The sequence below is a fragment of the Quadrisphaera sp. DVD1 genome (genome assembly GCF_058932755.1).
In genome coordinates this window covers 1-12,880 of sequence record NZ_JBZYWI010000082.1, presented here as the reverse complement: position 1 = coordinate 12,880, position 12,880 = coordinate 1, and the positions used below count along the sequence as shown (strand labels likewise).

At 78.5% G+C, this 12,880-nt stretch carries 10 protein-coding genes; 1 reads left to right on the top strand and 9 read right to left on the bottom strand.

From position 1 onward, the window contains the following. The coding region (locus AC5FZL_RS10595; RefSeq protein ID WP_493618552.1) for a DUF4153 domain-containing protein at nt 1-1,323 on the top strand (1,323 nt) is incomplete at its 5' end. A 131-nt stretch (nt 1,324-1,454) separates the two neighbouring features. Here the strand turns inward: AC5FZL_RS10595 and AC5FZL_RS10590 are convergent. The 9 genes from AC5FZL_RS10590 to AC5FZL_RS10550 form a co-directional block, all read right to left on the bottom strand. Beyond that, on the bottom strand, nt 1,455-2,087 hold the full coding sequence (locus AC5FZL_RS10590) for a hypothetical protein (RefSeq protein ID WP_493618551.1): 633 nt from the start codon (nt 2,085-2,087) through the stop codon (nt 1,455-1,457). 4 nt (nt 2,088-2,091) lie between these two features. Next, nucleotides 2,092-2,730: a hypothetical protein gene (locus tag AC5FZL_RS10585; RefSeq protein WP_493618550.1), complete on the bottom strand. Its 639-nt coding sequence runs from the start codon at nt 2,728-2,730 to the stop codon at nt 2,092-2,094. After that, nucleotides 2,727-3,317: a hypothetical protein gene (locus AC5FZL_RS10580; protein ID WP_493618549.1), complete on the bottom strand. Its 591-nt coding sequence runs from the start codon at nt 3,315-3,317 to the stop codon at nt 2,727-2,729. Before AC5FZL_RS10580 ends, AC5FZL_RS10585 begins: the two co-directional genes overlap by 4 nt. Before the next feature lie 9 nt (nt 3,318-3,326). Then, nucleotides 3,327-4,286, bottom strand: a complete 960-nt coding sequence (locus AC5FZL_RS10575) for a hypothetical protein (protein WP_493618548.1) — start codon at nt 4,284-4,286, stop codon at nt 3,327-3,329. Continuing rightward, nucleotides 4,283-5,821 carry a hypothetical protein gene (locus AC5FZL_RS10570; protein ID WP_493618547.1) on the bottom strand — a complete coding sequence of 513 codons (1,539 nt, stop codon included), beginning with the start codon at nt 5,819-5,821 and terminating at the stop codon, nt 4,283-4,285. Before AC5FZL_RS10570 ends, AC5FZL_RS10575 begins: the two co-directional genes overlap by 4 nt. After that, the gene (locus AC5FZL_RS10565; RefSeq protein WP_493618546.1) at nt 5,821-6,108 is read right to left on the bottom strand and encodes a hypothetical protein; all 288 of its coding nucleotides are present in this window, start codon (nt 6,106-6,108) and stop codon (nt 5,821-5,823) included. The genes AC5FZL_RS10570 and AC5FZL_RS10565 overlap by 1 nt, the downstream gene beginning before the upstream one ends. Nucleotides 6,109-6,234: 126 nt before the next feature. Beyond that, complete coding sequence (locus tag AC5FZL_RS10560) at nt 6,235-6,528, bottom strand: WXG100 family type VII secretion target (RefSeq protein ID WP_493618545.1); 294 nt, start codon at nt 6,526-6,528, stop codon at nt 6,235-6,237. 96 nt (nt 6,529-6,624) lie between these two features. Continuing rightward, entirely contained in the window at nt 6,625-11,082 is a 4,458-nt protein-coding gene (locus AC5FZL_RS10555) for a type VII secretion EssC family protein (protein WP_493618544.1), read from the bottom strand. Next, nucleotides 11,079-12,880 (bottom strand): transglutaminase-like domain-containing protein (locus AC5FZL_RS10550; protein ID WP_493618543.1); only part of this gene is annotated, 1,802 nt, incomplete at its 5' end. The genes AC5FZL_RS10550 and AC5FZL_RS10555, both read right to left, overlap by 4 nt.

Genomic DNA, 12,880 nt, shown 5'->3' with positions numbered 1-12,880 from the left:
CCGGGCGACCCGCCGGGGCTCGGCGTCGCGCTCTTCGCCCTGCTCGTGGCCGGGGTGCTCGTGGCCGTGCGCGGTGCAGCGCCGCGGGCGAGCCGGTGGCAGGTCGCCCACGGCAGCGCGGCGGTGCTCCTGGTCGGGGCGGCCGCCGTGCGCGACGCCGGCTGGGTCGTGGCCCTGGACCTCCTCGCCGCCGTCCCGCTGGGCGCGCTGGCCCTGGTGCCGGCGCGCACCTGGGCCGGCGTGCTGGTCGCCCTCCCGCGCGCCGGCCTGAGGGCCCCTCGCTCGGCCGGGGCGCTGGCGCGAGGGCTGCGGCCCCTGGTCGGGCGCGGTGGGTCGTTCGGCCCCGCGGTGGGGCCGGTCGCGCGCGGGGTGGCGCTCACGGCGCTGCTGCTGGCGGTCTTCGTGCCGCTGCTGGCCAGCGCCGACGAGCGGTTCGCCGCCCTGGTGCCGTCCTGGCAGCCTCCGGACCTCGGGGAGCTGCCGGGCCGCGCGGTCGTCGGGGTGCTGGCGGCCGTCGCGCTCGTGGCCGCTGACTGGACGCGGCAGGCGCCCGGCGCCGAGCCGGTGGTCCCTCCGCCGTCCCGGGTGCTGCACCGCGCGAGCGAGTGGCTGCTCCCCCTGGGCGCGCTCGACCTGCTGCTGGCCGCCTTCCTCCTCGCGCAGGCCGGCCCCGGCGGCAGCGGCGCGACGTTCGCCGAGGAGCTGCACGCCGGCTTCTTCCAGCTCCTGGCCGTGACCGCGCTCGTGGTGCTCGTGGTCGCCGGCGCCGTGCGCTGGACCTCGCGGAGCCGGGGCGTCCGAGCTGCGCTGGGCGTGCTGTGCCTGCTCACCCTCGCCGTCGACGCCTCCGCGCTGGCCCGGCTGCACGCCTACACCGACGCGTACGGCCTGACCCGCCTGCGGATCCTCGTCGGCGTCATCTGCTGCCTGCTCGCGGCGGTGCTCGTGGTGCTGCTCGCGGCCGGGAGCCGGCCGGCGGAGTCCCTGCCGCAGCGGTGGGTGCCGCACACCGTCGTCGCGCTCGGCGCGCTGGCGCTGCTCGGGCTCACCGCCGCCGACCCGGACGCCGCGATCGCCCGCTCCGCGCTGGCCCGGGGGCCGGCCGCCGACACCGCCTACCTGTCCACGCTGTCCGCGGACGCCGTCCCGGCGCTGCTGCGGCTCCCTGCGAGCCAGCGCGGCTGCGCGCTCGCCTCGGTGCGCCTGCGCCTGGAGGGGGCCGAGGGCGGCTGGACGTCGGCCAACCTCTCCCGCGCCCGCGCCGCCCGTCTGCTCGAGGCCGCGCCGCCCACCTCGTGCTCGGTGCCGGGGTGGGCGCCCTGAGCGGCCCAGCAGGGCTGTGTGGGGGGATCTGTGCCCACCTGCGACGCGCACGGGGCGGCCCCGTGCTCTCCAGACGGGCACGGGGACGCCCCGCGCGCATCGGGGCCTGGACGCCCTCGCGGGCGAGGGCCTCAGCGGCCGCGGTGCTCCGGAACGCCGTCCCGCAGGCCGTGCAGCGCGGCCACCAGCGCGGCGGCGTCCCGCTCACCGCCGGGCAGGAGCACCGAGGCCCCGCCCCGGGCGGGCAGCACGGGCAGCGCGGCGCCGTGCATGGTCTCCACGACCACCGCGGGCAGCCGGCGCGGGCCCGACAGCCCCGAGCCGACGCGCACCGAGGCGACCTCGCTCCACGGCAGGGAGACGACGGGAGCGGCGTCGCGAGCGCCGCGCCACAGCTCCACGCCGGCGGGGCTGGCGGCCAGCGTCAGCGGCGTCCCCCCGGCGCCCGACAGGCGACGCTCGTAGACGCCGGCGGCGAACAGGCCGGGGCCCAGCTCCGCGGCGGAGAAGACCGCGTGCAGCTGCCAGCCCGCCCGCTCCCGCCGCACCGCGGCCTCGCGCGCGGCGGTGCGGCGGGCCGTGACCGCGACGACCGCCGCGATGACGAGGAGGACCACCCCGACCGCGACCGCCAGGTACCCCAGCGAGGACTCCCCGCGCACGAGCCGCAGCGCCGCGGGGACGGCGATCGCGGCGACGCCGGCGGTGGTGAGCACCCGGGCCGCGCGCAGGCGCGCCCCGTCGGCGGGCGCCTGACCCCTCACCGCGTCAGCCCTCGTCCCCGGGCAGGTCGGAGCCCTCCGCGGGCCCCACCGAGGAGACGATGACGTCGAACAGCTCCAGCAGGGGCTCGCGGGCGGCGACCAGGGGGCTGCTGAACGCGAAGTACATGAGCCCCAGGCCGTCACCGGGCTCCAGCCAGTAGTCGGCGACGAGCAGCGGGACCGCCTCGGCGCCCAGGTCGGCGGGACCGGTGCGGGTGCTCACCCGCCGCAGCACCGGCCCGGCGGGGCCGGCCGCGGCCTCCAGGGAGTCGTCCGGCGAGGCCGACGCGCGCAGCTGGGCCTCGAGCTCGCCCTCGGCCTCCCCGGACAGGCTCCCGGCGACGCGGTAGACGGTCAGCGTCGCCGGCACCGGCTGGTCGCCGGCGCGCATGAGCGAGACCGCCATGAGCCGCCCGCCGGCGCGGGCGGCGTCACCGGCCGAGGCCTCCAGCCGCGAGCGCAGGTCGGCGCGCAGCGCGGCCCGGCCGTCGCCGCCGACCTGCTCGGCCACCAGCTGCGCCACGGACCGGCGCCGCGAGTCCTCCTCGCGCAGGTCGATGGTCCACCAGGCGGCGGGCAGCAGCAGGCCCACGGCGTCGACCCGCGGACGCCGGGCGCCCTCCGCCGCGCTCGGCGCGCTCACGGCCGCACGCCCAGCTCGACCCAGACGGTGTTGGCGATGGTCGCGCTCTGCTCGCTCATCGCGTCGAACGCCTGCACCACCGGGCTGGTGAACTCCAGGCGCACGGCCTCGCTGCTGCCGGGCGGGAAGATCGTCCACGCGATCGAGCTGAGCACCTGCGGCGAGCCCTTCTCGGCCCAGCGCCGCATGTCGATCACCGCGGGCCCCGCCTCGACCTCGGCCGGCGAGGTCGAGTAGTCGAAGAGCTTGACGCCGCGCTGCCGGGGGCGCTTGCGCACCCGCCGGTAGAACTCCTCGGCCGAGGCCGGCTCGGTGGAGCCCTCCTCGCGGAGCAGGTCGGCGAACAGGTAGCCGTAGGGCTCGCCCGTGCTGGCGTCCGGCACCCACAGGGCCGCCGTCAGCGGCGTCACCGCGTCGGTGATCGTGGCGTCGAAGACGAGCACCGCCTCCCGCACGCGCGCCCGGGCGACCTCGTCCGCCCCGAGCTGCGCGGCCACCGCGTCGGCGTGCGCCGCACCCTCGCGCGGCACCCAGGCGCCCCACTGCGGCGGAGCCCCGATCCTGTAGTCCGTGATCTGCGCGGCCATGCCGCCACCTCACCCTCTCGTCGTGCGCGCCGGCGCGCGGTCCTGCGCCGGCACCGGCCCTGCTGCGGGGCCCTGGTCCCAGCGTCCTCCTGCCACGGCCGCTCCGGCCCCGAGCACGGCCGCGACCGTGCCGACCGCCCCGACCGCGACCACCGCCACGGGCAGCCCCGCCGTCCCGGCGACCACCGCGGCCGCCGCGGGGACGGCCGAGACCAGCATCGCCGCAGCGCGCGCCAGCGACAGGCTGCCGGCGGACAGCAGGTCCAGCGCGCCGCGGTCGTCGAGCCAGTCCTCCGAGCTCGGCGGTCGCTCCCGGACGTCCCGCTCCACCAGCTCGAGGCCGGCGGCGGTGGCCAGCGCCCGCGCCGGAGCGCGGTCGGTGTCGGGGAACCAGCCCGGCCAGGAGATGCGGCCCAGGGGCCGGTCGCCCTCGCCCAGCAGCTCCACGTGCGCCGGGACGCCGTCGACGGCGACCACCTGCAGGCGCCGCGGCGCCCCGGGGCCCGTCAGCGGCCACCGGCTGCAGCGGTGCGTCCAGGCCACGACGCCGAGCTCGTCGGCGGTCACCCACAGCCGGGCCCGGGCGGCGACCCCCCGCCGGGTGGACGTCGTCCACGTGCGCCCGGGGCGGCCGCGGCCCTGCGGTGCCCGGTGCGGGGGCTGCGGCCGCGGGACCAGCACGAGCCGAGCGTCGCGCGGCGGCCGGGGCCAGGTCGTGCGGGACGCGACCTCCTCGACCAGCAGGCCCACCGCCACGGCCGCGCCCAGCACGGCGCTCAGCCCGACGAGCCAGCTCTGCCAGGAGCCCGGCGCACCGTCGTGCGCCCCGGCCACGGCCAGCGCCGGCAGCCCCAGCGCGACCGCGGCCCCGAACGCGGCGCCGGGGACCAGGCACCAGCCGCCGATCGGCTGCGGCGGCAGCAGCCGGCCCCGCCGCCCCTGCGCGGCCCCGGTCGCGGCGCGGCTCACTCCAGCCTCAGCTGCTCCGCCGGCGTCGGGCCGAAGACGTCCGTGACCCACTGGTAGCTGTCGCTGATCGGCGGCTCGTAGTCCTTGCCCCGGACCACCGAGTCGAAGGTCGCCTCGGCCCCGAAGGACTGGTCGTACGTGCCGTAGCCGACGGCCCCCAGGTTCACGCCCTGCCACGCCTGCGCCGTCCCGAGCGCCTCGCGCGTCGTCGCCGCCGCGCCGGCCAGGGCGCCGTCGATGCGGTTCGTGCCCTGCACGACGGCCGTCACCAGGTCGGTGTCGCCGGAGAGCGCCGCGGCCAGCGCCCGGGGGTCCCGGCCGGCGGCGGCCAGGGCCGCCCGCCCGTCGGAGAAGACCTGGGCGCGCTGGGACGCGTCGGTGGCGACGTCGAAGCCCGCCCTGATGTCGGTCCAGACGGCGCGCGGGCTCAGGGAGGCGAAGCCGCTCCGGGCGCCGAGGGGCGTGAGGTCGGACAGGCCGCCGGCGAGCCCTCGCGCGGGGTTGCGGCCCAGCGCGGCGGAGCCCTGGCCCACGAGGGTCTGGATCACGCTGGCCGAGCTGCCCGTGGGCAGGTTGCTGGCCGCGCGGCTGGCGACCGACGTGGCGGCGATCCGCCCGGCGTCCAGGCGCGCGACGCCCTGGGCGCCGCGCGAGGCCACCCGCGCCGTGGTGCCCACGACCCGCCCGATGCCGAAGGAGAGCATGCCGACGGCGCCCCAGACGACGTCGCTCAGGTCGCCCTCGCCCCCGGCGTACAGGGCGATGTCGGCGACCAGGGCGACGGCTCCGGCGATCATCGCGACCGCGGCGAGGGCCTGGCCGAGCACGGGCACCCAGCAGAGGACGAGGGCGAGGATCCCGGCGACGGCGGCGATGGCCCCGGCCACGGCCGAGAGCGCGTGGGCGACCTTGGAGCCCCAGTCCTCCCACCAGCCGTCGTTGAGGTCGTCGGAGCCGATGATGCCCTCGATCGCGGTGATGGCGGTCGAGGCGGCGGTGTCCCGCAGGTCGATCGCCGCCTGGAGGTCCTGGCGCGCCTGCTCGAGAGCGGCGTCGGCGTCGTCGAGGCGCTCGCGGGCGCCCGAGAGCGCGCTCTGGCGCGCGGCGGCGGCGGTGGGGTCGGCCGGGGCGGCGGGGTCGACGTCCTCGATCGCCTGCCGGGCGCCGCGGACGTCGCCCGCGGCGGCGTCGACGGCCTGCTGGGCGTTCGTGGCGGCGTTGAGGGCGGTGAGCGAGTCGGCCTGGGCCTGGGCGAGCTCGGTGGCGTAGGTGGTCAGGGCGCTGCCGACCTCCCGGTACCGGTCGTGGGCGCGCGAGATCTTGCCGGCGACCTCGTCGGCGGTCTCGCGGACGGCGTCCACGGCCTGGCTCGTGCTGCCCTCGAGGCTGGCGATCTCGCGCAGCTGCTCGGCGGCGGAGGCGATCGCCGTCGCGACCTGGCCGTAGTGCTGGCCGGCGAGCTGCACGGTGGCCGGGTCGCCGGGCACCGGGTCGCTGGAGGCGAGGGGGAACCAGCTCAGGGGGCGCAGGGCCATCAGGACTCCCCTCGCAGCGCCGCGCCCAGCTCGGTGTCGAGCTGCTCGAAGCCGTCGCCGATGCCGGTGCAGACCTCGGCGAGCGAGGCGATCGCCTCGACCATCTTGGCGCGCCCGTCGTCCCAGCTGGAGGCGAACTCCTCCACGGCCCCGGCCAGGCCCGCGTGGCCGACGGCCGCCGCGACGTCCTGGCTGCGGGCGTCCGCGCCGTCGAACTCGGTCGCCACGAAGCGGAGCGACGTGCCCGCCTGCTGCAGCATCACGGTGTCGAGCTTCAGGTCGGCCACCCCGGGCCCCTCTCAGGTCCAGCAGGGCGCGGGCCGTCCCCCGGCGTGCTGCCGGGGGACGGCCCGCGCGTCCGCGCGTTCGTCGTGTCGGTGCGAGCGCTGGGTCAGCGCAGGATCAGCGCAGGATCAGCGCAGGCCCGAGGCGAGCTGGCTGTCGGCGTCCTCGAGCGTCGTGGCGGCGCGGCGCAGGTAGTCGCCCAGGTCGGTGAGGGCGGAGATGGCCTGCGTGGCGCCGGTGGTGAACTGGCGGTAGGAGTCGCCGAAGGCCACCGAGGCCTGGTCGGTGACGAAGCCCGAGGAGATCAGGCCCTCGATGAAGCCCTTGAGCTCCTCGAGCTTGGCGGTGATCTCGCCCTGACCGGTGTTCAGCCGGTTCGCGGCGTCGCGCATCTCCTGGTAGGTGACGCTCAGGTTGGCCATGCCGTCCTCCTCGTTCGGGCGGCCGCGGCCGTTCCGCGGCGTCGCACCTCTTTTCTACCCTTTGACCCACCCTGGGTTACGGGACCGCCACGCCGTTCACCCGTGTGGAGTCTTCGGGGTCCAGTCCGGCATCGGCAGCTGCACCCGTCGCAACCGCCCGGCCTCGACCACCACGCCGCGCCCGGGCGGGAACTCCGCGCGCGCCATCCGCGGGAAGGCCGTGCGGAACAGGGCGTCGCCGTCGAGGTGGTCCGGCTGCAGCACGAGGCCGCGGCGGCCGTTGCGCACCTCCGCCACGAGCGGCCAGGCCGAGCCCCAGGTGCTCGTCTCGGACTCGGCCAGGACGAAGTGGTCGTTGCGCCGCGCCGCCCGCACCGCCTCGACCATCGGCTGCTCGGCGGGGCCGCCCAGCAGCTCGGCGATCGACTCGATGACGAGGGTCACCCCGCGCTCGCGGGTCGGCGCCTCGCGGAGCACGGGCAGCAGCTCGCGCGCCAGGGCCGCCGCCTCGTCGGCGCTCAGCGCGACGTCGGTCCACAGGTCCGCCGCGGCGACCGGCGAGCGCCGGCTGCCGACGTAGTACAGCGGGGCGTCGGGGTCGCTGCGGCGCAGGGCCGCGGCCATCGCGGCCAGCGAGGTGGTGCGCCCGCTGCCGGGCAGCCCGGCGAGCACGAAGGCCCCCCGCGGCTCGAAGGCCACCGGCTCGAGGGTGTCGTCGGCCAGCCCGAGCACCGGCAGGCCGCCGAGGTGCGCCGGCAGCGAGGTCTGCGGGACGAAGGAGGGCAGGCGGCGCACCGGTGGCGCGACCGCGCGGTCCTCGCGGCGCACGGCCTCCGCCAGCGCCTCCAGCCGCTGGGCCTGCTCGGCGGTGTTCGCCGTGCCGCCGAAGACGGCGACCTGGACCTCGGTGGTGTGCCCGGAGAGCACCCCGCGCCCAGGCGGGGAGTCGGGGCCGAGGACGTCGCGGGGCACGTCGAGGGCGCTGTAGGCGTTCTCGTCGGCCTGGCGCAGCACGAGGCGGCGCTGGACGCTGCCGGCCAGGGACGTGGGCAGCGCCCCGGGCCGCTCGGCGGACATCGCCACGTGGACGCCGAGCGGGCGGCCCTCGGCCACGAGGCGCTGGAAGGCCGCGTACGTGGCCCCGCGCCCCGGCGTGGTCTCGTAGGCGTCGCGGAACGCGCCGAGGCCGTCGAGGAGGAGCAGGATCCGCGGCTCGTCGGGGCGCTGCGCCAGCCGGCGGTACTCCGCGATGCTGCCGGCGCGCGCCGCCGCGTACCGGCTCGCGCGCTCGTCGACGGTCTCGCGCAGCTGGCGCAGCAGGCGCACGACCCGCTCGTCGTCGGAGCCCTCGACGACGTCCCCGACGTGCGGAAGCACCTGGAGCATCGCCAGGCCGCCGGCGCCGAAGTCCAGCCCGTACACGTGGACCGGTCCGCCGCGCGGGGTGATCCCGGCCGCGGTGGCCAGGGTGCGCAGCACGGTGGACTTGCCGCTGCCGCCGGTGCCGAAGACGACGATGCTGCCGTCGACGTCGGGCCGGTGGTGCAGCGTGCGCTGCGCCTGCTGGGCGGGGTCGTCGACGACGCCGAGGACGAGCTCGGCGTCGGTGCGCTGGGAGAGCAGGGCCAGGTCGTAGACCGGTGCCAGCTCGGGCAGCCACGGACGGCGCGGGGCGGGCACCCCGGCCGCGGCCGCCGCCGCGGCGATCGTGCGCACCGCCCGGGTGATGTCGGTGGGCCCCTCCTCGAGGCGGTCGGGCGCGGCGTCTGCGGCGTCGCCGGTCTGCGGGACGTCCCAGGCCTCCCCCGCCCCGAAGGCGAGGGACTCCAGGCCGATCGGCGAGGGCGCGGGGGCGCTCTCGGTGCGGCCGCCGACGTAGCCGGTCTGGAACATCGCGAGGCGGCCGGGCCCCGTGCGCACGGCGCCGCGCCCGGGCACGGCCGGGTCGAAGCCCGCCGCCACGGTCGAGCCCAGCACGTCGGTGGAGTCGGACTCGTCGGCCATCCGCAGCGCCACGCGCAGGTTGGTGTTGGCCCGCAGGTTGTCCTTGATCACCCCGGCGGGGCGCTGGGTGGCGAGGATGAGGTGCAGCCCCAGGGAGCGGCCGCGCTGGGCGACGTCCACGACGCCGTCGACGAACTCGGGCACCTCGCTGACCAGGGCCGCGAACTCGTCGACGACGATCACCAGGCTGGGCGGGGCCTCCGGGTCGCCGGCGCGCTCGAGCGCCGCGAGGTCCTTGGCCTTCTTGCGGTTGAGCAGCCGCTCGCGGTGGCGCAGCTCGGCGCGCAGCGAGGTCAGCGCGCGGCGCACCAGGTGCGGGGACAGGTCGGTCACCAGCCCGACGGAGTGCGGCAGGTGCACGCTGTCGGCGAAGGCCGCGCCGCCCTTGTAGTCGACGAAGAGGAACGTGACCCGGTCCGGGCTGTGGGCCGCGGCCATGCCCAGCACCCAGGCCTGGAGGAACTCGCTCTTGCCCGCGCCGGTCGTGCCGCCGACCAGGGCGTGCGGGCCCTGGGTGCGCAGGTCGAGGACGAACTCCTGCTCGCTGCCCTGGCCGACCAGCGCGCGCAGCCCGGCGTCGTGCCGGCGGCGCACCGCCGGCCCGGCGCGGTCGAGCAGGGAGCCGTTCTCCCGCCACGCCTCGACCACGGCCATCGGCTCGCTGGCCACCTCGGGGCCGGCCAGCGCCAGGTACGACACCGCGCGCGGCAGGTCGGTCTCGTCGAGCACCGGAGCGCCGGCGTCCACGACGGGGGCGAGGCGGCGGGCCAGGTCGCGCGCGGTCTGCTCGTCGAGCGCCTCGCACCGCACCGGGTCGCGCCGCGCGCCCGAGCGCACGAACCCGACGCCGATCCGGCCGTCCTCGGCGTCGACCTCGAGGAAGACCCGGCAGACCGCGGGCAGGGCGTGGCGGGAGGAGGCGAGCCAGAGCACGTGCACCGACGCGGCCGGGCCGTCCTCGGCCAGGCGCACGAGCCGGCCGCGGTCCACCGGGGCGTCGTCCTCGACGACGAGCACGACGGCGGGCAGGACGAGCCCGCTCTCGCGCGCGGCGCCCCGGGCGGCGACGAGCTCCTCCAGGCGGGTCAGCAGCGCGCTGGCCGACCCGGGCGCCGAGGCCAGGTGCGGCCCGTCGAGGGGGCTGTGCGGGGAGGCCACGTGCGGCAGCCACTTCAGCCAGTCCCACGTGCCGGCGCTCGCGGCCGAGGCCATCCCGGTCAGCACCAGCTCGGCCGGGGAGTGCAGGCAGGCGAGCTGGGCGACGAGGCCGCGCGCCACGCCGTCGACGACGACGCGCGGGCCGGCCACGCCGAGCGCCCCGGCCTCGCGCAGGTCGGCGACGAGCGGGACGTCGTCGACGGTGGCGAACTCCTCGCGCACGGCCTCCAGCTGCCGCCAGAGCTCGACCACCGCGCGCCCGCGCGGCGGCAGGCGCAGCGCGGTCCGCGCGGCGTCGGTGCCCAGCCCGAGCGAGAGGGTCAGGAAGGTGTCGTGCTCGGGCCGGCGGGTCCACAGCGGCTCGTGCAGCGAGAGCCCGGCCGCGACCGCCTGCCCGGTGGAGGCCACCTCGGCGCGGCGCCCGGTGCCCTCCTCCTCGCGCGCGGCCGTGAGGTCCTCGCGCAGGGCCGCCAGGGCGTCGGCGAACTCGCGCGTCTCGCGCTTGACCCGCCGCCGCTCGCTCAGCCGGTTGTCGACGAAGCTGCCGAGGAGGATCAGCGGGCTGAGCAGCAGGATCATCAGGGTCAGCGGGTTGCGCCCGCCGACGAAGTAGATGACCGGGCCGAGCAGCAGCGGCGCCAGCAGCGCCGCGACGGGGAACCGCCCCGGGCGGGCCGGCTCCGGCGGCGTCGGGGCCTCGACCTCGGCCCCGGCGTGGCGGTGCTCCAGGCGCGGGGAGCGGTTGAAGGGCACGGTGGCGCCCAGGGGCTCAGCGCCGCTGGCGCCGGCCAGCCGCTCCACCTGCAGCGAGGTGTCACCGAGGACGACGACGTCGGCCGCTCCGAGGATCGCGCGCTGCACCGGTCCGTCGCCGACGAGGACGCCGTTGGCCGAGCGGGTGTCCCAGACCTCCACGACGTCGCCGACGGCGATCCGGGCGTGCTGCTTGGACACCGCGGGGTCGGACAGGCGCACGTCGCAGTCGGCGCCGCGCCCCACGGTGCTCGCCCCCGGCGGCAGGTCGACCACGAGGCCGGTGTCGGGGCCGGTGAGCACCCGCAGCCGCGCCGCGGCCGCCTCGACGCCCTCGCCCGCGTCGGCGAAGCGCTCCGAGGCGGGCACGACGGCGACCGTCGAGCCGGCGCGCAGGCCGGCGTCGACGAGGCCCGCGCTCGCGCGCAGCACCCGGCTCGTGCCCTCGGGCGTGCGAGCGCGCAGGGTGAGGCCCTCGCCGCCGGGCCCGGGCAGCGCGGCCGCGCCGTGCCCGGCGGCGGCCGGGTCGGAGCGGGCGATGGTGGCGGCCACGTCCCCGACCGTGGCCGTGGCGTCGGCGGTGACGACCAGGTCGGTGGTGCGCCCCCCGGCCCGCTGCAGGCTCAGCTTGATCTTCATCGTCCACCTCGTCGTCGGGATCGGTGCGCGCGCAGGGAGGCCAGGGACAGGCGCGCCCGCAGGCGCTCGCGCCGCCGGGTGCCGGCCTCCATGGCCGCGACGGCGCGCTCGGCGGCCGCCCAGAAGTCGGCGACCTCGGCCTCGTCGGGCTGGCCGGAGCCGAACACCGCGGCGTCGGCGCGCTCGGCCAGGGCCAGGGCGCCGGCCGCCGGGAAGGCCGCGGCCAGGTGCTCGCCGCTCTCGCGGCGGGTGGCGCGCGGCGGCGGCGGCCGCGAGAGGTCGCGGGCGGCGTCCACCACCTCGTCCCAGCCGCCGACGACCCGGCTCACCGGCTCCGGCGCCAGCCGCCGGCGGCGGCGGCGACGGGCCTTGGCGGCCAGGACCAGCGCGAACGGGGAGACGAGCAGCGCCAGGCCGAGCGCGCTCGCGCCGACGGCGACGAGCACTCCCGCGCTGCCCTGCTGCGGCGCCGGGGCGTCCTCCCCCTCGCGGGCCGAGGGCGCCTCCGCCTCCGGCTCGGGCAGGTCCACCGGCGGCTCGGGCACGGGCGGCGGCTGGAGCACCTGCGGCTCCGGCTCGGCCTGCGGGGCCGGCGCGTCGGCCTCGGGCACCTGCGTCTCCGGCGGCGTGGGGAAGAACGGCACCCACCCGACGCCGGAGAAGTCGACCTCGACCCACGCGTCGACGTCGTCGCCGGTGACGACGACCTCGCCCGCGGGGCCGCGCTCCTGGGCCGCGTCCTCCTCGTCGGGGGTGAAGCCCATGACCACGCGGGCGGGCAGCCCCAGCTCGCGCGCCATCAGCGCCATGGCGGAGGCGTACTGCTCGCCGTCGCCGACCATCGGGTCGGCGGTGAGCAGGGTGGTCATCCGGTCGGCGCCGTGGCCGGCGAGCGAGGGGTGGTCGCCCTCGCTGACGACGCCGTGGCTGAACCGGCCCCGCTCGTGCAGCACGGCCTGCAGCGTGCGGGCGATCGCGGCGGGCGAGCCGGCCTCCCGCGCCACGTCCCCGGCCGTGCTCAGCACGACGTCGGGCACCCGCTGCGGCTCGGGCAGCGCCACGGCCGCAGCGGCGGCGTCGGCGAGCTCCTCGTCGTCGGGCACCTCCGGCACGAGCGCGTGCAGGGCGTAGCGGTCACCGGGTGCCAGCGCGCCGGTCACCACCCCGGTGCCGGTCGCGGGGTTGAACCGGAACTCGTCGGTGAGCTCCCGGGCGCGCGGGCCGGCGAAGGAGACGCTCTCGGTCTCCCCCACGGTCGGCAGCCAGCCGCCGGGCAGCTCCCCGACCTCGACCTCGACCTCGGTCCCGTCCTCGCGGGCCCGCGGCGACGCCCCGGGCGCCGGCGGCACCGCGTCCCCGACCCGGCGGAAGCGGCCCGACCCCTCGGCGCCGGAGCCCCCGGCGACGTTCCAGACCACCCCGTCGTAGGCGTCGAGCACGGCCAGGCGCACGACGGCGCCCTCGGGCAGGCCGCGCACCGTGAACAGCTCGGCGTCCTTGAGCTCCTTGACGTAGCTGCGGAAGGCCGACAGGGGGCTGGGCCGCTCCTGCGGGTCGAACGGGGGCTCGACGAGCTCGCGCAGCACGAACCGGTCCCTGCCCGACGCGACGGCCGGCCCGCCGAGCACCCCGGCGCCGAGCCCGGCCACGAGCAGCAGCGCCAGGCTCGCGGGACGGCCCAGGCGCAGGCGGCCCAGGCGCCACGCCGCCCAGCCCAGGCCGACGAGGGCGAGGACGACGCCGACCGCGACCGGCCGGGCCGCGGTCTCGGCGCCGAGCAGCACGGCGACCGCCAGCA

Coding starts and splice junctions, on each gene's coding strand:
- AC5FZL_RS10555 (WP_493618544.1), bottom strand. CDS start 11,082: ATGAAGATCAAGCTGAGCCTGCAGCGGGCCGGGGGGCGCACCACCGAC.
- AC5FZL_RS10570 (WP_493618547.1), bottom strand. CDS start 5,821: ATGGCCCTGCGCCCCCTGAGCTGGTTCCCCCTCGCCTCCAGCGACCCG.
- AC5FZL_RS10580 (WP_493618549.1), bottom strand. CDS start 3,317: ATGGCCGCGCAGATCACGGACTACAGGATCGGGGCTCCGCCGCAGTGG.
- AC5FZL_RS10560 (WP_493618545.1), bottom strand. CDS start 6,528: ATGGCCAACCTGAGCGTCACCTACCAGGAGATGCGCGACGCCGCGAAC.